This window comes from Serratia sp. NPDC078593 (assembly GCF_050268245.1).
Lineage (GTDB): Bacteria > Pseudomonadota > Gammaproteobacteria > Enterobacterales > Enterobacteriaceae > JBNNGK01.
Genome location: NZ_JBNNGK010000019.1, coordinates 35,190 through 56,404 on the forward strand (window position 1 = coordinate 35,190; position 21,215 = coordinate 56,404).

A 21,215-nucleotide genomic window follows, 5' to 3' on the forward strand; every position below is an offset into this window, starting at 1 on the left:
TCGCGTTTCCCCATTTGTTTCATCGCGTTATTTACGGTTATGCATATGTTGCTGACAATACACCACAATGTTACTATCTGGCAATAAAGACGTTTAGATGGCTATCTCTGAGAAGACGCATGATGGAAAACCCACAACTACAGGCGCTGTTGGCGGCCTGCCACTGGATCGGTGAAAAGGGCTGGTGCCCGGCGACCGGCGGTAACATGTCACTGCGTCTCGACGGCGAGCGCTGTCTGGTGAGTGAGTCCGGTAAGGATAAGGGCAGCCTGCAAGCGCAAGATTTTTTACTGGTGGAAACCGCCAATAATCACGTGCCGAGTGGGCGTAAACCCTCCGCTGAAACCGGGTTGCATACGCTAATTTATCGGCTGTATCCGCAGGTTAACGCCATTTTGCATACCCATTCGGTGAATGCCACGGTGCTGTCACGGGTGGAACACGGCGACGCGCTGCTGTTGCAGGGGTATGAAATGCAGAAATCGCTCAGCGGCCAACACAGTCATCTTGATAGCCTGGCAGTACCCATTTTTGACAACGATCAGGATATTTCACGGTTGGCTGCGCGCGTGGCGGCGTACGCGGAAACCATCCCGCTGCAATACGGCTTTTTGGTGCGTGGTCACGGGCTGTATTGTTGGGGGGCGCAGGTGGCCGATGCGCGCCGTCATCTTGAAGGGCTGGAGTTTCTGTTCCAGTGTGAATTACAACGCCGCTTATTGGAGACCCGATGATCCGCGCCATTGTTACCGATATTGAAGGCACCACCAGCGACATCCGTTTTGTGCATCAGGTGTTGTTCCCCTATGCGCGTGAACGCCTGGCGGATTATCTCCGCCAGCATGCCGAAGACGCGGAAGTCGCGGCAGCGCTGGCGGCATTGCGTGAAGAGATCGCCCAGCCGTATGCCGATGTGGCAGCGTTGATCGCCGTGCTGTATCGCTTTATGGATGAAGACCGCAAATCCACCGCGCTCAAAGCGCTGCAAGGCATTATCTGGCGTACGGGCTACCACCGTGGCGATTTCCGCGGTCATCTTTATCCTGAGGTGGCCGGGCAATTGGCGCTCTGGCAGCAGCAGGGGATCGCGCTGTATGTCTATTCGTCCGGCTCCGTGGAAGCACAAAAATTGCTGTTTGGTTACAGCGACGCCGGTGACTTGCAGCCACGTTTTTGCGGCTATTTTGATACCCGCGTGGGGGCCAAGCAGGAGGTCGCCTCTTATCGCCGCATTGCCGAGCAGATAGGTTGCGCGCCGACGGAATTACTGTTCCTGTCAGATAGTCGTCAGGAGCTGGATGCGGCGCAGGCAGCCGGTTGGCATACGTGCCAGTTGATCCGCGATGCTGCCGATGCGCAGAGCCGGCATCCGCAGGTTAACCGTTTCGATCACATCGAGTTAGCGGAGTTTAACGCATGAGTGAATTGACCTTGTTTAGCGACAGTGACCCACAGCAGCCGCTCTGGCATAGCCGTGATGCGCAGCAGATCCAACAGCGGCTGGCGCAGATTGGTGTGCGCTTTGAACGCTGGCGCGCCGATCGCGATCTGGGGGATGATCCGCCGCCGGAGGCGGTGATTGCGGCTTATCAGCATGAGATCGATCGGCTGGTGGCAGAAAAAGGCTATCAAAGCTGGGATGTAATCAGCATGCGGCCAGACCATGCGCAACGTGAGGCGCTGCGGGCGAAGTTTTTGTCGGAACATACGCACGGTGAAGACGAAGTGCGGTTTTTTGTCGAGGGAGCGGGGCTGTTCTGCTTGCATCTCGACGGGCAGGTTTATCAGATCCTGTGTGAGAAAAACGATCTGATTTCAGTACCCGCCCATACTCGCCATTGGTTTGATATGGGCTCGGCCCCCCATTTTACCGCCATTCGCGTATTTGATAACCCGGCGGGATGGGTTGCACATTTTACCGGTGACAATATTGCGGATGCCTATCCGCGGCTTGACGGTGCCTCAACAGGCTGAGTCTTAGCGTTATCCAGCGGCTGCTGAAAGATGCCGTTGTTGACCTGCTCAGGGGTGATGACGGCGCAGTCCAGTATCCAGGCGCTGATTAACCGTGCCGGCGTGACGTCAAAGGCCGGGTTATACACCGCAGCGCCAGCGGGTGCCCACTGACAATGACCGAAACTGCCTGCCACGCCGGTCACTTCGGCGGCGGCACGCTGTTCGATAGGAATGGCCGCGCCGTCCGGGCAGTGCGCATCGTGGGTGGTGTGTGGCGCAGCGACGTAGAACGGAATGCCGTGATAATGTGCTAACACCGCCAGATTGTAGGTGCCGATCTTGTTGGCCACGTCGCCATTGGCGGCGATGCGATCGGCACCGACCCATACCGCATCAACCAGACCTTGCGCCATCAAACCTGCCGCCATCGAATCGCAGATTAACCGATAAGGGATGCCTTGCTCGCCCAATTCCCAGGCGGTTAAGCGCCCGCCTTGCAGTAACGGGCGGGTTTCGTCCACCCACACCTGCGCCACGTTGCCTTGCTGATGAGCGCGCAGTATCACGCCGATGGCTGTGCCGATCCCTGCGGTTGCCAGCCCGCCGGTATTGCAATGGGTCAGCAAACGGCTGCCAGCGTGTACCAACGCCGCACCGCGATCGGCAATGCGATCGCACAGTGCGCGGTCCTCATCCACTAATCGCAGCGCTTCATCGTTCATCGCCGCGACCCAATCAGCCTCAGCCAAGGCCTGTTTCATGCGATCTAGGTTGTTCATCAGGTTAACCGCAGTGGGGCGCGCGGCGCGCAGAGTGGTCAGTGCCTCAGCCAATTGGTCTCGGGGAAGCCCGCGCTCGGCCAGCAGCGCTAACAGCAGGCTGGCTGATAGGCCAATCAGGGGCGCACCGCGCACCCGCAGGGCATGAATATGCGCGACCAGTTCCTCCACATGGTTACTGGGCAACCAGCGTGTTTCTTGAGGTAGGGCTTGTTGATCGAGGATCCAGAGTTGGTTGTCGCGGACTGCCAAACTGGTGGTGTTAAACGCTCGCATAATCCGTTAAATCCTTGTTGCGATCTTATTGCATCTGTAGCGCTATTCTGCCAACATGACATCCGGATGTATAGACGTCCAAATGCTTAAATGTCTAAAAAATACCGTTATCAACAGTAAGCCCTGAATAATTCGAGTAAATCAAGGCAGCCGATTGTGATGCAGCTTGAAGGATTACGGGGAGAGGAGAGGGTTGTGATGCTGCTTTACCGTACCTTTACTGCCGCCGATGCCGTTGACTATGCTCGTCAATATGGGCAGGTGGCCGACCCGCAAGCGTTAGTCAGTGCCGAAGAGATTGGCGACGGCAATTTAAACCTGGTGTTTAAGATCCGCGATCGGCAGGGCATCAGCCGGGTGATTGTTAAACAGGCGTTGCCGTACGTTCGCTGCGTGGGGGAGTCTTGGCCGTTAACGCTCGATCGGGCGCGTATTGAAGCCGAAACCTTGCAGGTTCATGGCGCTTTTTGCCCGCGGCATACGGTGAAGGTACTGCATTATGATAGCGAGCTGGCGGTGATGGTGCAGGAGGATCTTTCCGATCATGACATTTGGCGCCATGAGCTGATGAAAGGGCGCTATTATCCGCTGGCGACCGGCCAGTTGGCGGAGTATTTGGCGCAGACGCTGTTTCATACCTCTGATTTTTATCAGGATGCTCAGCAGAAGAAGGCGCAGGTCAGCCGGTTCTCTAACCCGGAGCTGTGCCAAATCACCGAAGATCTGTTTTTTACCGATCCTTACCATGAGCATGAGCGCAATCATTTTGATGAAGCGCTGTTGCCCCAGGTGCGTGAGTTGCGTGAAGATGCGGCGCTGAAACGGGCGGTGGCCGGTTTGAAGCAACATTTTCTTTGCAAAACGGAGGCGTTATTACACGGTGATCTTCACAGTGGCTCGGTGTTTGTTGCCGACGGTAAGCTGAAAGCGATCGACGCGGAATTTGGTTTTTACGGCCCGATCGGTTTTGACGTCGGCACCGTATTGGGCAATCTTCTGTTGAATTATTGTGGTCTGCCGGGATTGCTTGGTCCACGGGATGCTGCCGCCGGACGTGAACAACGTCTGCAAGATGTACGTGAGTTGTGGCTGATTTTCGCCGATCGTTTTCTGGCGTTGTGCCATCAGAAAACCCGCGACATCGCCTTGGCTGCTCCGGGTTATGCCGAGCAGTTTCTACGGCAGGTGTGGCTTGATGCGCTGGGATACTGCGGCAGTGAATTGATCCGTCGCACCATCGGGTTGGCACACGTTGCCGATCTGGATGCGATAGATGACGCTGAAATGCGCGCCGACTGTCAGCGCAGTGCGCTGAGTCTGGGACGCGCGCTGATCGTCAATGCTCCGCAGATAGCGCATATTGACGCGCTGTTGGCACGTATTCGTCAGCATGGCTAATTGCTTTGATGCTGGCCGCGTTAAGGCTAGAACCGAGCATATTCACAGCAACGAAAAAGGGCGATGACGAAGTCGGCTGATGGCCCGAGATACCCGGGCCTCGCGTAGCGGGGGGCGCTCCGGTGGCTTACGCCACTACGACCCCACAGCCCGCTTTCCCTAAAAACATGCTTTTTCCGCAACGAAAAAGGGCGATGAAAATCGCCCTTTGGTGTTTTGCGTGGTGAAGGCTTAAGCGGCTTCAGTGTGCTGCTTAGGCTTCGCCACCGGTTGCGGCTTTTCCGGCTTTTGCGCCGCCAACGCGTCAGGTTCGAAATCCTCAACGTTAATGGAGCGCAAACGGCTTTCTTCCGCTTGCGTGAGGATCTTCGCCTCGTCTGCGCTGATTTTTCCTTCTTCCAGCGCGCGTTCAGCCAGACGATCCAGACGGGTGAACGGCAGATTCTTGCCTGCCTCTTTGCTCAAACGTGCATGGATAGGTTCAGCGGCGATCACATCCAGCAATGCGGCTTCCAGCAGCCCGACCGGGTTATGTTCGCTTGGCGTCAGGTATTGACCACGGCCGAGACGATCGCGCGTCGCTGAGGGAACCTGCAGGATCTTCGCCAACTGATGATCCAAGCGGTCAGACGGTGCCGTGTGCGCGCGGCCGAGCGGGAAGATGACCAGACGCATCGCGCCAGCAATCAAACGATTCGGGAAGTTCCGCAGCAGATCGTCCAGCGCTTGTTCAGCTTGATGCAGGCTGTCTTGCACGCCCCAATGCACCAGCGGCAGATCTTCTTTCTGACGGCCTTCATCCTCATAGCGTTTCAGCGTTGCAGAAGCCAGATACATTTGGCTGAGAATATCCCCCAGACGGGCGGAGATGCGCTCACGACGCTTCAGGCTACCGCCGAGCACGCCCATAGAGACGTCAGACAGCAATGCCAGGTTAGCACTCAGGCGGTTCAATTGCTGATAGTAACGACGGGTTGCGTCTTTGGTCGGGGCGCTGCTGGTACGGCCGTTAGTCAGGCCGAGCCAGAAGCTGCGAACCTTGTTGCTACCAACGTGGCCTAAATGGCCGAACAAGGCCTTGTCGAAGGCGACCAGATCGTTATTCTGTGCGGCCCCCATTTCCTCCAAGACATAAGGATGGCAACGGATGGCGCCTTGACCGAAGATCATCATGGTACGGGTCAGAATGTTGGCACCTTCTACCGTGATGGCGATGGGAGCACCTTGATAAGCCCGTGCCAAGAAGTTGGATTTACCCAGCATAATGCCTTTGCCACCGGCAATATCCATCGCGTCAATAATGGCTTGCTGGCCGCGGTGGGTGCAGTGATATTTAACAATCGCGGACAGTACCGCTGGCTTTTCACCCTGCATCAGGCCGTAGGTGATCAGCGACGCGGCGGCATCCATCACGTAGGTATTCCCGGCGATGCGTGCCAATGGCTCTTCGATACCTTCCATTTTGCCGATGGAGATTTTGAACTGGCGACGGATGTGGGCGTAAGCCCCAATCCCCAACGCCATCGATTTGACGCTGCCGGTTGAGTTGGACGGCAGCGTAATACCACGGCCCACCGACAGACATTCAACCAGCATACGCCAGCCCTGACCGGCCATTTTTGGCCCACCAATAATGTAATCGATCGGCACAAATACGTCGGTGCCGCGCGTCGGACCGTTCTGGAACGGGATATTCAGCGGGAAGTGACGGTTACCGATCTCTACCCCCGGCGTACTGGTTGGGATCAGGGCGCAGGTGATTCCCGGCGATTCGTTATCGCTGAGCAGGCGGTTCGGATCGTACAGTTTGAATGCCAGCCCGAGCACGGTGGCTACCGGTGCCAGAGTAATATAGCGTTTGTTCCAGGTCAGGCGCATACCCAAGACCTGCTGGCCTTGCCATTCGCCCATGCACACGGTGCCGACATCCGGGATAGCGCCCGCATCGGAACCCGCTTCCGGGCTGGTCAGCGCAAAGCAAGGGATCTCCTCGCCGCGGGCTAAACCGGGCAGGTAATGATCTTTTTGTTCATCGGTGCCGTAATGTTGCAGCAACTCCCCCGGGCCGAGTGAGTTAGGTACGCCCACGGTAATCGCCAGAATACCCGATACGCCAGCCAGCTTTTGCAGCACCTGCGCCTGTGCATACGGTGAAAATTCCAAACCGCCGTATTCTTTCTTGATAATCATCGCAAAGAAGCGGTGTTCTTTCAGATAGGCCCACAGCTCCGGCGGCAAATCAGCCAGCTCATGGGTGATCTGGTAATCGTTCGCCATGCGGCACGCTTCTTCTACCGGGCCATCGATGAACGCTTGCTCTTCTTCGGTCAGCGTTGGCTGCGGATAATTGTGCAGTTTGTTCCAATCTGGCGTGCCACGGAACAGATCGCCTTCCCACCAGGTGGTACCAGCTTCGATAGCTTCTTTTTCCGTGGTGGACATCGGCGGCATGACCTTACGGAATGCACGCAGTGCCGGTGCAGAGAGCCGAGAGCGACGCAGCGACGTCACGTTCAGCGGGAGCAGAATGATGGCCAGCGGCAACAGCATCCAGAAACTCCACAGGCCAACAGCACCCATGGCAACGGTGTAAGCCAGCAATATCAGGCTGCTTAAGGTGAGGTTCACCCGGTGGTAAAACAGCGCGCCGATGAGTGCCAGTAAAACAACAATACTAAGAACCATCATAATCGAAGCTCCGAAGTTGTAAGAGGTCTGACCTGTTTGATGTATGCATTGGTTTTAGTTCATACCACTATTTTTATCAATGCATTTACACTTTAATTACAACTTGGGTCACAAACTGATGTCAGCAACGGTAAAAATCTCACTGCATCTTCAACGCACTCGCTGTTTGGTGCTCAGTGCTTCTCGGTTTTTCTACGATCCGTTACACTGCCAAGCGAAAGATTAATGATAAAAAGAGGCTCCCTCATGTACCACGACCTGATCCGTAGTGAACTGAACGAAGCGGCTGACACACTGGCGAAATTTATCAGTGATGATGCCAATATTGATGCTATCCAACGTGCCGCGGTGCTATTGGCCGATGCGTTTAAGGCCGGGGGGAAAGTGATTTCCTGCGGTAATGGCGGTTCACACTGCGATGCGATGCACTTCGCCGAAGAACTGACCGGCCGTTATCGAGAAAATCGTCCGGGCTACCCGGCGATTGCCATTTCTGATGTCAGCCATCTGTCTTGCGTCAGCAATGACTTCGGCTATGACTTCGTCTTTTCCCGCTATGTAGAAGCGGTGGGGCGCGAAGGCGATGTGCTGTTGGGGATTTCAACCTCTGGCAACTCTGGCAACATCATTAAGGCGATTGATGCCGCGCGCGCCAAAGGGATGAAGGTGATTACTTTGACCGGCAAAGACGGCGGCAAGATGGCCGGCACCGCCGATGTGGAGATTCGCGTCCCGCACTTTGGCTACGCCGACCGCATTCAGGAGATCCACATCAAAGCGATTCATATCTTGATTCAACTGATCGAAAAAGAGATGGTTAAAGCATAACGCGCGGTTGTGCTGCGCGGGCATCATGATGAAAGGGCGTGGCAGACCACGCCCGGTATGAGGAGTGGCAAGTAATGTGTGAACTACTCGGGATGAGTGCGAACGTTCCAACCGATATCTGTTTTAGTTTTACCGGGTTGGTTCAGCGTGGCGGTCTCACCGGGCCGCATAAGGACGGATGGGGCATTACTTTCTATGAAGGAAAGGGGTGCCGCACGTTTAAAGATCCGCAACCCAGTTTTGCTTCGCCAATTGCCCGACTGGTACAGGAATATCCGATTAAATCCTGTGCGGTAGTGTCACATATCCGGCAGGCCAATCGCGGTGAGGTCGCGCTGGAAAATACCCATCCGTTCACCCGTGAGCTGTGGGGGCGCAACTGGACCTACGCGCACAACGGTCAGTTGAAAGGCTATCGGCGGCTTGAGACGGGGAATTTCCGCCCGGTAGGTCAGACCGACAGTGAATATGCTTTCTGCTGGTTGTTGCACCAATTGTCGCTGAAATATCCGCGTACTCCAAGTAGCTGGCCCGCGGTGTTCCGTTATATCGCGTTGTTGGCGGATCAATTGCGACAGAAAGGGGTATTCAACATGCTTTTGTCGGACGGCCAATATGTGATGGCGTATTGTTCAACGCATTTGCATTGGATAACCCGCCGGGCGCCGTTTGGCAAAGCGACGCTGCTCGATCATGACGTGGAGATTGATTTTCAGCAGCAGACCACGCCCAACGATGTGGTGACGGTGATAGCGACTCAGCCCCTGACGGGCAATGAAACCTGGCACAAAATTGCGCCAGGTGAGTTTGCTTTATTTCACTACGGTGAGCGGCTTAGCGGCTGAAAACGGGTTCGATTTTACTTCAGCCGGTTCGCTTGTCGAGGCAAACAGTCTGTTTGCCTGGCCACTGGCCATCAGCGGTTTACCCAACACGTATTGACCATTGGCAACATTGATCATCGGCGGCTGGCGGTTTTCGACAAAATAGTCGTAACCGGGCTTGAGTTGCTGCCAGAAGTTGAGGTAGTTGGACGAGCGATGGCGTTGCATATTTTGTTCGGTCATGCGGAACGGATAAATGCTGATATTGACTCGGCTTTGGCCGTAGGCAAATGCGGCTTCGACGTAACGGTAAATCTCATCCATATAGTCGTTGGTCATGGCATAACAACCAATCGATTTACATTCCCCGTGGATCATTAAATAAGCGCCAGAGTAGCCTTGTGCCCGATCGTAATCATTCGGAAACCCAATGTTAATGGCACGATAGTATTTACTGTCCGGTTTAAGGTGGCGTACGTCGACGCTATAGAAGCCCTCGGGGCTTTTCAGATCGCCTTCGCGACGTTTTGGCCCCAAACCGCCAGAATATTTACAGATAGGGAAGGTATTCACCAGCCGGAACTCATTGCCCATTTTGGCGTACAGTTCCAACTGACGTTCTTCTTTGAAGATCTGAATATAAACCGGTGAACCCAGTAATTGCTGTTTAACCACCGGCGTTTCCGGTACCTGTTCGCTCGCGCTGCAGGCCGTGATCATCGGCATAGAAAAAAGCATCGCAAACACTAGCGCGATTCTGCTCATTAATTATTCCTGCTTATTTTATGTGCCGGTGAAATCAACTCACCCGCGTGCCACTGACGTGTTTTGTTGCACTTTAACCTCGCCAGATTACCAGCGCGTTTAATTTTAGCAATACGCTGTGTGTATAAAAAAAATACAAGCATCGATAAAAGTGAATTAAGCGCCAGTTTTTTACGATGAGTGATAAAACCTCACCGATATTTAATTGTGTTTGCTTGACTCAGGTCACTGCTGAATGAAGAAAAATGTTGCGAGAAATGTTAATATCCCCGGCTACCGTGTACCGCCCGGCTAAAGCCCGAGGTAATTGTAACGATAAGCGAGAACCACGGAAGTTTCGTGGCTTAAGTGCGCAACAACGTGTCCACCGTTGCGTACGGTGTAACAGACACGAGAGTTAACAAATGGAAGTTATGTTAGCTCATCATAATCCTGGCGTTGTCGGTACTGACTTTAGGTCACGACGGCATGTGAAACCATAAAACATCGTGTAAATCCTATGATTAAAATCAGACAAGGGCTAGATCTGCCAATTGCCGGCCTGCCGGCTCAGGCGATTCAGGACGGCCCGCAGCTTAAGCATGTGGCACTGCTGGGGGAAGAGTATGTTGGCATGCGCCCCTCCATGTTGGTGCAGGAAGGTGACAGCGTTAAGAAAGGTCAGGCGCTGTTTGAAGACAAAAAGAACCCCGGCGTGATGTTCACTGCGCCTGCCAGCGGTAAGATCGTGGCGATCAACCGTGGCGAGCGCCGTGTGTTGCAGTCGTTGGTGATTGAGATCGAAAACGGCGGTGACGATCAACTGGAGTTTGCCAGTTACCCACTGGCCGATTTACCGCAGTTAGAACGCGGTGCGGTTGAAGGTGAATTGATTGCCAGTGGTTTGTGGACCGCGCTGCGCACGCGGCCGTTTAGCAAAACACCGCGTCCGGGAACTACGCCGCGGGCGATTTTTGTCTCCGCAATGGATACCCAGCCGTTGGCTGCCGATCCGCAAGTGATTATTGGCGAGCAATTAGCGGCCTTTAATGCGGGGTTGACGGTGCTGACTCGCCTGACCGATGGCAAAGTGCACGTCAGTCAGGCCGCGGGGGGCAAGCTGGCCAGCAATGGCGACGCGCAAGTCACCTATAACGAATTCGCCGGTCCACACCCAGCCGGGCTGGTGGGGACGCACATCCACTTTATTGAACCAGCCAGCCTGAAGAAAACCCTTTGGCATATTGGCTATCAGGATGTGATCGCCATCGGTACATTGTTTACTACCGGTAAACTGGATACCCAGCGGGTGATCGCCCTGGCAGGGCCGCAGGTCGAGCAACCCACGCTGTTGCGTACCCGGTTGGGCGCCAGCCTGGATGAACTGACTCAAAACCGCCTGAAAGCCGGTGAAAACCGCGTCATTTCGGGGTCAGTGTTGAGCGGTGTACACGCTGCCGGGCCACACGCGTTCCTAGGGCGTTTCCATACGCAAGTTTCTGTGTTACTCGAAGGGCGCGAGAAAGAGTTGCTCGGCTGGATTCTGCCTTCACCGAATAAATTTACCATTACCCGCACGACGTTAGGCCACTTCCTGAAGCGTAAACTGTTCGCCTTTTCTACCACCACCAACGGCGGTGAGCGTTCGATGGTGCCGATTGGCAACTATGAGCGGGTGATGCCGCTGGACATTCTGCCGACGCCGCTGCTGCGTGACCTGCTGGCAGGTGACTCAGACGGTGCGCAGGCGCTGGGCTGTCTGGAGCTGGATGAAGAAGATCTGGCGTTGTGCACCTTCGTTTGCCCGGGCAAGTATGAATATGGTCCGGTGCTGCGCGACGTGCTGACCAAGATTGAGCTGGAAGGATAACCCATGGGTCTGAAGAATTATTTTGACAAGATCGAGCACCACTTCTTGCCGGGCGGCAAATTGGAAAAGTGGTACCCGCTATTTGAAGCCACCACCACGGTATTTTATACGCCGGGCACGGTGACGCACGGTGCTTCACACGTCCGTGACGCCATCGATCTAAAGCGCATGATGATCCTGGTGTGGATGGCGGTGTTCCCTGCGATGTTCTGGGGGATGTACAACGTCGGCCAACAGGCGATCCCGGCGCTGCACCACTTGTACAGCGGCGAGCAATTGCAACAGGTGTTGGCGGGCGACTGGCATTATAGTTTGGCGCAGTGGCTTGGGGCATCGCTCACGCCGGATGCCGGGTGGGTCAGTAAGATGGTGCTGGGCGCGACCTACTTCGTGCCGATCTATGCCGTGGTCTTCTTGGTCGGCGGTTTTTGGGAGGTATTGTTTGCCATCATCCGTAAACACGAGGTCAACGAAGGTTTCTTTGTCACCTCGATCCTGTTTGCGCTGATTGTGCCACCGACGCTGCCGCTGTGGCAGGCCGCGCTGGGTATTACCTTCGGTGTGGTGATTGCCAAAGAGATTTTTGGCGGCACCGGGCGTAACTTCCTTAACCCGGCATTGGCTGGCCGTGCCTTCTTGTTCTTTGCCTATCCGGCGCAAATCTCCGGCGATCTGGTGTGGACTTCCGCCGATGGTTTCTCCGGCGCGACGCCGCTGGCTCAGTGGAGCGCAGGCGGCGGGCATAGCCTGACTAACGTGGCGACCGGCCAATCAATTAGCTGGATGGATGCGTTTCTCGGCAACATTCCGGGGTCGATTGGTGAAGTCTCTACGCTGATGATTCTGATTGGCGGCGCGATCATTCTGTTCGGCCGCGTGGCGTCGTGGCGTATTGTCGCCGGCGTGATGATCGGGATGATGGCGTCGGCTTATCTGTTTAATGCGATTGGTTCCGACACCAACCCGATGTTCGCAATGCCGTGGTACTGGCATATGGTGCTGGGTGGTTTTGCCTTCGGTATGATTTTCATGGCCACCGATCCGGTTTCCGCCTCCTTTACGAATAAAGGTAAGTGGTGGTACGGCATTCTGATTGGCGTGATGTGTGTGTTGATCCGTGTGGTCAACCCGGCCTATCCGGAAGGTATGATGCTGGCGATTCTGTTCGCCAACCTGTTCGCACCGTTGTTCGATTATCTGGTGGTGCAAGCTAACATCAAGCGGAGAAAAGCCCGTGGCGAATGAAGCAAAAAATGACAGCATCGGTAAAACGCTGCTGGTAGTGCTGTTGCTGTGTCTGGTGTGTTCAGTGGTGGTAGCAGGCGCTGCCGTTGGTCTGAAATCCAAGCAGCAAGAGCAAAAGCTGTTGGATAAACAGCGCAATATCTTGGATGTGGCCGGGCTGTTAGTGCCGAAGATGCCAAGCGCAGAGGTGAAAGAAACCTTTAGCCAACGCATTGAGCCACGCCTGTTGGATCTGGCAAGCGGTGAGTTTGTCTCGGGTGATGCCACGGCCTTTGATCTTGCCGCTGCGTTGCGCGATAGCACTAAGAGCATTGCTCTGCCAGCCGCTCAGGATAAAGCGGGGATCAAGCGCCGTAGCAACCGCGCTGAGATCTACTTGGTACGTGATGATGCCGGGGCGGTCGACAAGATCGTTCTGCCGGTTTACGGCACCGGTCTGTGGTCAATGATGTACGCCTTTGTTGCGATTGATAGCGATGGCAACACGGTGAAAGGCATCACTTACTACGATCAGGGTGAAACTCCGGGGCTGGGCGGGGAAGTCGAAAACGCGAGCTGGCGTCAGCAGTGGGTCGGTAAGAAACTGTTTGATGATAACGGCGAACCGGCCATTCGTGTGGTGAAAGGCGGCGCGCGTGACGGTGATGTGCACGGGGTAGATGGTTTATCCGGCGCGACGTTAACCTCCAATGGCGTGCAGCACACTTTTGATTTCTGGTTGGGCGAACAAGGTTTCGGCCCGTTCCTGGAAAAAGTTCGTGAAGGAGCGCTGAAAAATGGCTGATTCCAAAGAGATTAAACGGGTTCTGTTAGGGCCGTTATTCGATAATAACCCGATTGCCTTGCAGGTGTTGGGTGTGTGCTCCGCATTAGCGGTGACCACTAAACTGGAAACGGCGGTGGTGATGACCATCGCAGTAACCTTGGTGACTGCGTTTTCCAGTTTCTTTATTTCCTTGATTCGTAACCATATTCCAAACAGTGTGCGCATTATTGTGCAGATGGCGATTATTGCATCGTTGGTTATCGTGGTCGATCAGGTGTTACGTGCCTACGCATTCGAAATCTCCAAACAGCTGTCGGTTTTCGTCGGGTTGATCATTACCAACTGTATCGTCATGGGGCGCGCTGAAGCCTATGCGATGAAGTCTCCACCGATCGAAAGCTTTATGGACGGTATTGGTAACGGCTTGGGATATGGGGTGATCCTGGTCCTGGTTGGCTTCCTGCGTGAACTGTTTGGCTCTGGCAAACTGTTTGGTGTACCGGTATTGGAAACGTTGCAGAACGGCGGATGGTATCAGCCGAACGGCCTGTTCCTGCTGGCACCGAGCGCGTTCTTTATCATCGGCCTGCTGATCTGGATGCTTCGCACCCTGAAACCAGCGCAGATTGAAAAGGAGTAATCGCCGATGGAACATTATATCAGCCTATTTGTTCGCGCCGTTTTCGTTGAAAACATGGCGCTCGCGTTCTTCCTGGGGATGTGTACCTTCCTAGCGGTATCCAAGAAGGTGTCTACCGCCTTCGGGCTGGGTATTGCCGTTACCGTAGTGTTAGGGATCGCGGTGCCGGTGAATAACCTGGTGTACAACCTGATCCTGCGTGATGGTGCGCTGGTGGAAGGCGTTGATTTGAGCTTCCTTAACTTCATTACCTTTATCGGCGTGATTGCTGCGCTGGTACAGATTTTGGAGATGATCCTCGATCGCTTCTTCCCATCCCTGTACAACGCGCTGGGCATCTTCCTGCCGTTGATCACCGTAAACTGCGCCATCTTTGGTGGTGTGTCCTTTATGGTTCAGCGTGATTACAACTTTGCCGAATCGGTCGTGTATGGCATTGGCTCCGGCACCGGTTGGATGTTGGCGATTGTTGCGCTGGCGGGTATCCGCGAAAAACTGAAGTATGCCAATGTGCCAGCAGGTTTGCGCGGGCTAGGCATTACCTTTATCACCACCGGGCTGATGGCGTTGGGCTTTATGTCTTTCTCCGGGGTTCAGTTATAAGAACCCAGATATAAAGGCGGGAAATTTATGGAAATTATTTTAGGCGTAGCGATGTTCACCTGCATCGTCATGGTGTTAGCGCTACTGATTTTGTTCGCCAAGTCCAAACTGGTGAACACCGGTGACGTGGCCGTAGAAGTGAACGGCGATCAAGATAAAAGCTTCCACGCTCCGGCGGGGGATAAGTTGCTCAACGTGCTATCCGGTCAGGGGATCTTTGTGTCTTCCGCCTGTGGCGGCGGCGGGTCTTGCGGGCAGTGCCGTGTGGTGATTAAAGAAGGCGGCGGCGATATTCTGCCGACTGAGCTTTCCCATATTACTAAGCGTGAAGCGAAAGAAGGCTGTCGTTTGGCCTGCCAGGTCAACGTAAAGCAGAACATGAAAATTGAATTGCCGGAAGAAATCTTCGGCGTCAAGAAATGGGACTGTGAGGTTATCTCCAACGATAACAAAGCGACCTTTATTAAAGAGCTGAAGCTGAAAATCCCTGATGGCGAGGACGTGCCGTTCCGCGCCGGTGGCTTTATTCAGATCGAAGCGCCAAAGCATGACATCAGCTACGCTGATTTCGATGTACCTGAGGAATACCGGGGTGATTGGGACAAGTTCAATCTGTTCCGTTACCGTTCGGTGGTTGAGGACACCACAGTACGTGCTTACTCTATGGCGAACTACCCGGACGAGAAAGGCATCATCATGCTGAACGTCCGTATTGCTACACCGCCGCCGAATAACCCGGATGTGCCACCGGGCATTATGTCTTCCTACATTTGGTCGTTGAAACCGGGTGATAAGGTGACCATTTCCGGGCCGTTCGGGGAGTTCTTCGCCAAAGATACCGACGCCGAAATGATCTTTATCGGCGGGGGGGCCGGTATGGCGCCAATGCGTTCGCACCTCTTCGATCAACTGAAGCGGTTGAAGTCCAAGCGCAAAATTACCTTCTGGTATGGTGCCCGTTCATCGCGTGAAATGTTCTATGAAGATGACTTCAACCATCTGCAAGAAGAGAACGAAAACTTCACGTGGCATGTTGCCTTGTCTGATCCGCAGCCTGAGGATAATTGGACCGGTTATACCGGCTTCATCCATAACGTGCTGCTGGAAAACTACTTGAAGAATCACCCGGCGCCAGAAGATTGTGAGTTCTACATGTGTGGGCCTCCGATGATGAACGCAGCGGTAATCAAGATGTTGAAAGATCTGGGCGTTGAAGATGAAAACATCATGCTTGACGACTTTGGTGGCTAAATGCGCGCGTTTGCATTGAAAAGCTGGATGACACTGGTGGCGCTTAGCGCCACCTTGTTATTGACCGGTTGCGAGCCGGAGCAGGTTAATCTCGATGGTAAAACCATGGGGACTTACTATTCGATCCGTTACCTACCCGGTGGTGATACACCGTCCGCGAAGACGTTACAGACGGAAATCGACAAGCGTTTGGAGTTGGTCAACGATCAGATGTCGACCTATCGGCCAGATTCTGAGCTGAGCCGCTTTAACGCTAGCCGTGAAACGGATGTGCCTTTTCCTGTCTCTGCCGCAACGGCCAAAGTGGTGACGGAAGCCTTGCGCATCAACCGCATCACTGACGGTGCGCTGGACGTTACCGTCGGGCCATTGGTCAATCTATGGGGCTTTGGGCCAGAAGGGCGGCCTGATAAAGTCCCGAGTGAGGCCGAATTAGCCCAGCGTCGCAGTTGGACCGGCATAGATAAACTGGCGGTGCAGGGTAATGCGTTGGTGAAGCGCGCGCCCGAGCTGTATGTTGATCTGTCCTCGATAGCCAAAGGCTACGGCGTGGACGTGATAGCGGAATACCTGCAATCGCAGCATATCACCGATTATATGGTCGATATTGGCGGTGAAGTACGCACGCTGGGCCATAACGGCAAACAGCAGCCGTGGCGTATTGCGATTGAACGGCCAACCGCAGGGGCGGAGCAACGTGCGCAACTGGTGGTACAACCGGGGAGCATGGCGATCGCGACCTCGGGGGATTACCGCAATTATTTTGAGCAAGACGGCGTACGCTATTCTCACACTATCGATCCTAAGACCGGCAAGCCGATCGCGCATCATTTGGTGTCGATCACCGTGATCGGTCCGAACTGTATGGCGGCCGATGGCTTATCGACCGGGTTGGATGTGTTGGGGCCAGAACGCGGTATGGCGTTAGCGAATCGGTTGGGTATCCCGGTATTTATGATCGTGAAAACCGACAGCGGGTTTGAAGAGCGCTATTCTGATGCTTTCAAACCTTATTTAAAACCCGCACAGTGAGGCCACCATGCTGACGATATTTGTTGCAACCTTTATTCTGTTCTTGCTGGTTATCGGCGGCATGTCGCTTGGTTACGTGTTTAAACGCAAAAGCTTGCAAGGGAGCTGCGGCGGTATCACCGCATTGGGCATGGATAAAGTGTGTGATTGCCCTGAACCGTGCGATGCACGTAAAAAGCGCATGGCGAAAGAAGCATTACGCCGTGAGCAATTAGAAAAACACCGTATTTTGTAAATTAAGGCGCTGCGTGCAGCGCCAGAAGTGATGACAACGTGGTCTGATAGTTCGAGATACCCGGGTCTAGCATAACGAGGGGCACTCCGGTGGCTTACGCCACGACGACCCCATCGCCATGCTCCCCCTAATAACAGGCTTTGTCTACGGTCTGAGGCGCTGCGTGCAGCGCCATTACCCCGCATTATTACCTCGCAGTACGAAATTGCTGTGCCATCAGCGGTGAATCGACCATGACACCGTCGACGCCGAGTGCCAGTGCCTGCTGATAATCTTCTGCCGTATTAATACCAAATAAAATAATGTGGGTGCGCCCTTTGGAGCGGAAGCAATCGATCGATTCTTTATCCCAGACCAGTTTTGCCTTTGAACGGCCTTCGCCCAGCGTGTACTTTTCTACAACTTCTACATCGCGCGCACGCTCGAGCCCATACCAGCGCGGTGAGTGACCGCTTGCCGCTATATCGCATTGATGCGCCATCGTGATGTTGGCTAATAGCGTGCGGGTGGTATCCCGCGACTCAAAACGATTGATCGCTTTGGGTAACGCATTCAGATAACGGGCGTCGGTGGAATACACCCGTGTGCGCTTGAGGCTGTCGGTTTGCTTTAATGTGGCTAGCAACGCGTGGGCAAACCGCGCGGGATCGGCATCTGGCGATTTTATATCCAAATAAAACGGCACATTGGGGAAGCGCTCTAAGACGGTACGTAACCGTGGAATCCCTATTCCTTGGCCGCGAAACGGATGTCCTTGCTGTTTACCGTAAGCCCAACCGGCATCGATGTTGGCCAGCTCATCGGCAGTATAGAGAGACACCGCGCCGGTTTTGTCGGTCAGTGAGTGCAAATCGGCAGGGCGATACAGCACGATTACGCCGTCTTTGGATTGTTGCAAGGTGATCCAAATAGCATCTGCGCCATTTTTTAGCGCGTTATTAATCGCGACCAGCGTATTTTCCGGTGCATCGGCGGTGCCAGCGCGATGGGCGACGATCGCCGGGGCGCCGTGGTCGGCTGCATTAACGAGTGGGCAAAGTAGTGCTAATGCCATAACGAACAAACTACGGGCAAATGTGATCATAACCTACCTTTGTGGACGTCAAGTCAATGTTACGTTGGCGGGGCATCTTGTGCAGGAATCATACGCTTGAAAAATGAAGCTTTTTTAACAGCCGCAAAATTATGCTGCGGTAATGATGACGCTCGCGCTTGGCAGACTTGAGCTTTACTATTTTGGCTGTATACTTATACAGTGTTATTGGAGGCGCGATGCGTAAAATCATTCATGTCGATATGGACTGTTTCTTTGCCGCAGTGGAAATGCGCGACAATCCCAGCCTGTGCGATATTCCCTTGGCGATAGGCGGCAGTGCCGATCGGCGTGGAGTGATCAGCACCGCCAATTATCCGGCGCGGCGTTATGGCGTGCACAGCGCGATGTCGACGGCGATGGCGTTAAAACTTTGCCCTCATTTAACCCTGTTGCCCGGCCGTATGGCGGCGTATAAAGAGGTTTCGCTGCATATTCGCGAAATATTTGCCCGTTACACCGCGTTAATTGAGCCGCTTTCATTAGATGAAGCGTATCTGGATGTGACCGATAGCCCACACTGTAACGGCTCGGCAACGTTAATGGCTGAACAGATCCGGCAGACCATTTCTGATGAGTTGCAGCTCACGGCTTCGGCCGGTATCGCCCCGATAAAATTCCTCGCCAAGATTGCTTCTGAGCTTAATAAGCCCAACGGCCAATATGTGATTACTCCCGGGCAAGTACCGGCATTTTTGCAACAGTTGCCGCTCAGTAAGATTCCCGGCGTAGGCAAAGTCACGGCTAAACGGTTAGAAGAGGTCGGGTTGCGCACCTGTGCGGATGTACAACACTACGATCTCTCCGCGTTGTTAAAGCGTTTTGGCAAATTTGGCCGTGTGCTGTGGGAACGCTGCCAAGGCATCGATGAGCGCGAGGTTTCTCCCGTTCGGCTGCGTAAGTCGGTGGGGGTAGAACGGACGCTGGCAGAAGATATTCATGATTGGCAAGATTGTGAACAATTGATTGTCGAGAAGCTGTATCCCGAACTGGAAATGCGCTTACGTAAAGTGAAGCCAGATTTACACATCGCCAGGCAGGGGGTGAAATTGAAGTTTCAAGATTTCCAACAGACCACCCAAGAACATGTCTGGCCGGTGCTGCATAAGGATGACTTACTGGATGTGGCTAGGCAGGTGTGGCAACAACGGCGCGAGGGGCGTGGAGTGCGTTTGGTTGGGTTACATGTGACGTTGCTCGATCCGCAATTAGAACGGCAGCTATTGCTGCCGTGGGATGTGTAAGGGCCAGATGAGGCTGGCCCAGAAGCGATTAACCGCGCTCAGGAATCGCTTTCAGCAATTCGGTCAGCAATTGCCAGTACAGGCCAACGCTTTCAATATGCACCTGCTCATCTGGCGAGTGTGGGCCGGTGATGGTTGGCCCAATAGAAACCATATCCATATTCGGGTAAGGCTTCTTGAACAGGCCGCATTCCAGACCGGCGTGGATCACCATAATGTTTGGCGTCTTGTTGAACAGCGTTTGATACAGCTCACGCACCAGATGCATCACCGGTGAGTTCGCGTCTGGCTGCCAGCCAGGGTAACTCCCTTTTGCCGCAATATGCGCGCCAGCCAATTGGCCCAAGGCGGTCAGCATCGCAACGACATAATCCTTGCCGCTGTCGATCAGCGAGCGGATCAGGCAGATGATTTCTGCTTCGTTTTCGCCAGTGGTGACGACGCCAAGGTTAAGGGACGTTTCCACCACGCCTTTCACCGCATCACTCATGCGGATCACACCGTTGGGAGTGCCGTTCATCAAGGCCAGAAAACGTTGCTGGCTGTCGGCCGTCATCGCCTGCAGTGAACTGCTGGCCGGTTCCAACAGCACGGTAATGTTCTTCTCTTTGGCTGACAGCTCATTTTGCAGCGTAGTGAGGAAGGCTTGGCTCAGCGCTTTCAGCGCGTCGGCTTGATCGGCAGGCACTGCGACGGTAGCAAAGGCTTCACGCGGGATTGCGTTACGCAACGTACCGCCGTTCAGTTCCAGCAGGCGCAGATTGAGCTGTGGTGCATGATCAAACAAGAAGCGCGCCAGCAATTTGTTGGCGTTACCCAGCCCCAAATGGATATCTGCGCCAGAGTGGCCGCCTTTCAGCCCTTTGATGGTCAGCTTCAGCGTTTGGTAATCGGCTGGCAGCGCTTCGCGTTGCAATGGCAGGGTTGTGATGAAATCAATCCCACCCGCACAGCCCATGTAGATTTCACCTTCTTCCTCAGAATCGGTGTTGATCAGAATATCGGCTTGCAGCCAGCCCGGTTGCAGACCGAACGCTCCGTCCATGCCCGCTTCTTCTGTCATGGTCAGCAGCACTTCCAACGGGCCGTGTTCCACGCGTTCATCCGCCAAGACCGCCAGCGCAGAGGCCATCCCGATGCCGTTATCGGCACCCAACGTGGTGCCACGGGCTTTCACCCACTCGCCGTCAACGTAAGGTTGAATCGGATCTTTCGCGAAATCATGAACGGTATCGTTGTTTTTCTGTGGCACCATATCCAGGTGAGCCTGCAAAGCTACCGGCTTGCGGTTTTCCATACCGGGCGTGGCGGGTTTGCGCAGTAAAATATTGCCAACCTGATCGCGCTCTACGTGCAGGTTTTTTTCTTTGGCCCACTCAACAATGTGTTGTGCCAGCTGTTCTTCATGATAAGACGGATGTGGAATCGAGCAGATTTTGGCAAAAATATCCCACAGCGGCTGTGGCGAAAGTTGAGACAGTTCAGACACGTTAAGTCTCCTGTTACGGCATTCAACACGTTGCGCGAATACCGTGTGGTTAGGTTAATGGGCATGTGTGCCTGTTCGGCACGATACGCAGAGAATATCATTTTATTCCTGCGGGTGCGCGTGTCGTATCGGGCGGTTTATTGAGCGTTACCCTGATGTTTTACGCGTACTTGGCACCCGTGAGCGCCGGTTTTACCGGCATTATGCAGCGAGGAAATCCGCATGAATTCCTCGGTTAAACTGGTATTCATCGC

The 21,215-nt window shown here is 54.3% G+C and carries 20 protein-coding genes; 15 read left to right on the forward strand and 5 right to left on the reverse strand.

Features of this window, described 5'->3' with window-relative positions; translation table 11 throughout:
- Window positions 1-119: 119 nt before the first annotated feature.
- From ACQKDS_RS17415 to ACQKDS_RS17425, 3 genes are read left to right on the forward strand one after another with little or no spacing between them, the layout of a single operon-like run.
- Complete coding sequence (locus tag ACQKDS_RS17415) at window positions 120-734, forward strand: methylthioribulose 1-phosphate dehydratase (RefSeq protein WP_399671694.1); 615 nt, start codon at window positions 120-122, stop codon at window positions 732-734.
- A complete protein-coding gene (mtnC, locus tag ACQKDS_RS17420) occupies window positions 731-1,420 on the forward strand; it encodes an acireductone synthase (protein WP_399671697.1) in 690 nt (229 codons plus the stop codon). The genes ACQKDS_RS17415 and mtnC overlap by 4 nt, the downstream gene beginning before the upstream one ends.
- Complete coding sequence (locus ACQKDS_RS17425; RefSeq protein WP_399671700.1) at window positions 1,417-1,974, forward strand: 1,2-dihydroxy-3-keto-5-methylthiopentene dioxygenase; 558 nt, start codon at window positions 1,417-1,419, stop codon at window positions 1,972-1,974. Before mtnC ends, ACQKDS_RS17425 begins: the two co-directional genes overlap by 4 nt.
- Here the strand turns inward: ACQKDS_RS17425 and mtnA are convergent.
- Window positions 1,941-3,011 carry an S-methyl-5-thioribose-1-phosphate isomerase gene (gene mtnA, locus ACQKDS_RS17430; RefSeq protein WP_399671703.1) on the reverse strand — a complete coding sequence of 357 codons (1,071 nt, stop codon included), beginning with the start codon at window positions 3,009-3,011 and terminating at the stop codon, window positions 1,941-1,943. The genes ACQKDS_RS17425 and mtnA overlap by 34 nt on opposite strands.
- Window positions 3,012-3,209: 198 nt before the next feature.
- On the opposite strand from mtnA, the gene mtnK reads away from it, so the two are divergent.
- Complete coding sequence (gene mtnK, locus ACQKDS_RS17435; RefSeq protein WP_399672001.1) at window positions 3,210-4,409, forward strand: S-methyl-5-thioribose kinase; 1,200 nt, start codon at window positions 3,210-3,212, stop codon at window positions 4,407-4,409.
- Between the two features lie 231 nt (window positions 4,410-4,640).
- Here mtnK and fadE read toward each other — a convergent pair whose 3' ends face one another.
- Window positions 4,641-7,097: an acyl-CoA dehydrogenase FadE gene (gene fadE / locus ACQKDS_RS17440; protein ID WP_399671706.1), complete on the reverse strand. Its 2,457-nt coding sequence runs from the start codon at window positions 7,095-7,097 to the stop codon at window positions 4,641-4,643.
- Between the two features lie 246 nt (window positions 7,098-7,343).
- Between fadE and lpcA the strand changes: the two genes are divergently transcribed.
- Both lpcA and ACQKDS_RS17450 read left to right on the forward strand, forming a co-directional pair.
- Window positions 7,344-7,925 carry a D-sedoheptulose 7-phosphate isomerase gene (gene lpcA, locus ACQKDS_RS17445; RefSeq protein ID WP_399671709.1) on the forward strand — a complete coding sequence of 194 codons (582 nt, stop codon included), beginning with the start codon at window positions 7,344-7,346 and terminating at the stop codon, window positions 7,923-7,925.
- Between the two features lie 74 nt (window positions 7,926-7,999).
- Window positions 8,000-8,770 (forward strand): class II glutamine amidotransferase, encoded by a 771-nt coding sequence (locus ACQKDS_RS17450; protein WP_399671711.1) that lies wholly within the window; start codon window positions 8,000-8,002, stop codon window positions 8,768-8,770.
- Here the strand turns inward: ACQKDS_RS17450 and dpaA are convergent.
- Window positions 8,738-9,514 (reverse strand): peptidoglycan meso-diaminopimelic acid protein amidase, encoded by a 777-nt coding sequence (gene dpaA, locus ACQKDS_RS17455; RefSeq protein WP_399671714.1) that lies wholly within the window; start codon window positions 9,512-9,514, stop codon window positions 8,738-8,740. The genes ACQKDS_RS17450 and dpaA overlap by 33 nt on opposite strands.
- Window positions 9,515-10,013: 499 nt before the next feature.
- Between dpaA and ACQKDS_RS17460 the strand changes: the two genes are divergently transcribed.
- From ACQKDS_RS17460 to nqrM, 8 genes are read left to right on the forward strand one after another with little or no spacing between them, the layout of a single operon-like run.
- Window positions 10,014-11,363: a Na(+)-translocating NADH-quinone reductase subunit A gene (locus tag ACQKDS_RS17460; protein ID WP_399671717.1), complete on the forward strand. Its 1,350-nt coding sequence runs from the start codon at window positions 10,014-10,016 to the stop codon at window positions 11,361-11,363.
- 3 nt (window positions 11,364-11,366) lie between these two features.
- Entirely contained in the window at window positions 11,367-12,608 is a 1,242-nt protein-coding gene (locus ACQKDS_RS17465) for an NADH:ubiquinone reductase (Na(+)-transporting) subunit B (RefSeq protein WP_399671720.1), read from the forward strand.
- Window positions 12,598-13,392 (forward strand): Na(+)-translocating NADH-quinone reductase subunit C, encoded by a 795-nt coding sequence (locus ACQKDS_RS17470; RefSeq protein ID WP_399671723.1) that lies wholly within the window; start codon window positions 12,598-12,600, stop codon window positions 13,390-13,392. Before ACQKDS_RS17465 ends, ACQKDS_RS17470 begins: the two co-directional genes overlap by 11 nt.
- Window positions 13,385-14,014, forward strand: a complete 630-nt coding sequence (locus tag ACQKDS_RS17475) for an NADH:ubiquinone reductase (Na(+)-transporting) subunit D (RefSeq protein ID WP_399671726.1) — start codon at window positions 13,385-13,387, stop codon at window positions 14,012-14,014. The genes ACQKDS_RS17470 and ACQKDS_RS17475 overlap by 8 nt, the downstream gene beginning before the upstream one ends.
- Window positions 14,015-14,020: 6 nt before the next feature.
- On the forward strand, window positions 14,021-14,617 hold the full coding sequence (gene nqrE / locus ACQKDS_RS17480) for an NADH:ubiquinone reductase (Na(+)-transporting) subunit E (protein WP_399671729.1): 597 nt from the start codon (window positions 14,021-14,023) through the stop codon (window positions 14,615-14,617).
- Between the two features lie 27 nt (window positions 14,618-14,644).
- Window positions 14,645-15,868 carry an NADH:ubiquinone reductase (Na(+)-transporting) subunit F gene (gene nqrF, locus ACQKDS_RS17485; protein ID WP_399671732.1) on the forward strand — a complete coding sequence of 408 codons (1,224 nt, stop codon included), beginning with the start codon at window positions 14,645-14,647 and terminating at the stop codon, window positions 15,866-15,868.
- Window positions 15,869-16,900, forward strand: coding sequence for an FAD:protein FMN transferase (locus ACQKDS_RS17490; RefSeq protein WP_399671735.1), 1,032 nt, complete (start codon window positions 15,869-15,871; stop codon window positions 16,898-16,900).
- Between the two features lie 7 nt (window positions 16,901-16,907).
- Window positions 16,908-17,135, forward strand: a complete 228-nt coding sequence (nqrM, locus tag ACQKDS_RS17495; RefSeq protein ID WP_399671738.1) for a (Na+)-NQR maturation NqrM — start codon at window positions 16,908-16,910, stop codon at window positions 17,133-17,135.
- 187 nt (window positions 17,136-17,322) lie between these two features.
- On the opposite strand, the gene ACQKDS_RS17500 is transcribed toward nqrM, so the two are convergent.
- Window positions 17,323-18,219, reverse strand: a complete 897-nt coding sequence (locus ACQKDS_RS17500; protein WP_399671740.1) for a glycerophosphodiester phosphodiesterase family protein — start codon at window positions 18,217-18,219, stop codon at window positions 17,323-17,325.
- Window positions 18,220-18,407: 188 nt separating this feature from the next.
- Here ACQKDS_RS17500 and dinB point away from each other — a divergent pair, with 188 nt between their 5' ends.
- On the forward strand, window positions 18,408-19,472 hold the full coding sequence (gene dinB / locus ACQKDS_RS17505) for a DNA polymerase IV (RefSeq protein WP_399671743.1): 1,065 nt from the start codon (window positions 18,408-18,410) through the stop codon (window positions 19,470-19,472).
- A 28-nt stretch (window positions 19,473-19,500) separates the two neighbouring features.
- On the opposite strand, the gene pepD is transcribed toward dinB, so the two are convergent.
- On the reverse strand, window positions 19,501-20,961 hold the full coding sequence (gene pepD / locus ACQKDS_RS17510) for a beta-Ala-His dipeptidase (RefSeq protein ID WP_399671747.1): 1,461 nt from the start codon (window positions 20,959-20,961) through the stop codon (window positions 19,501-19,503).
- Window positions 20,962-21,215 lie beyond the last annotated feature (254 nt).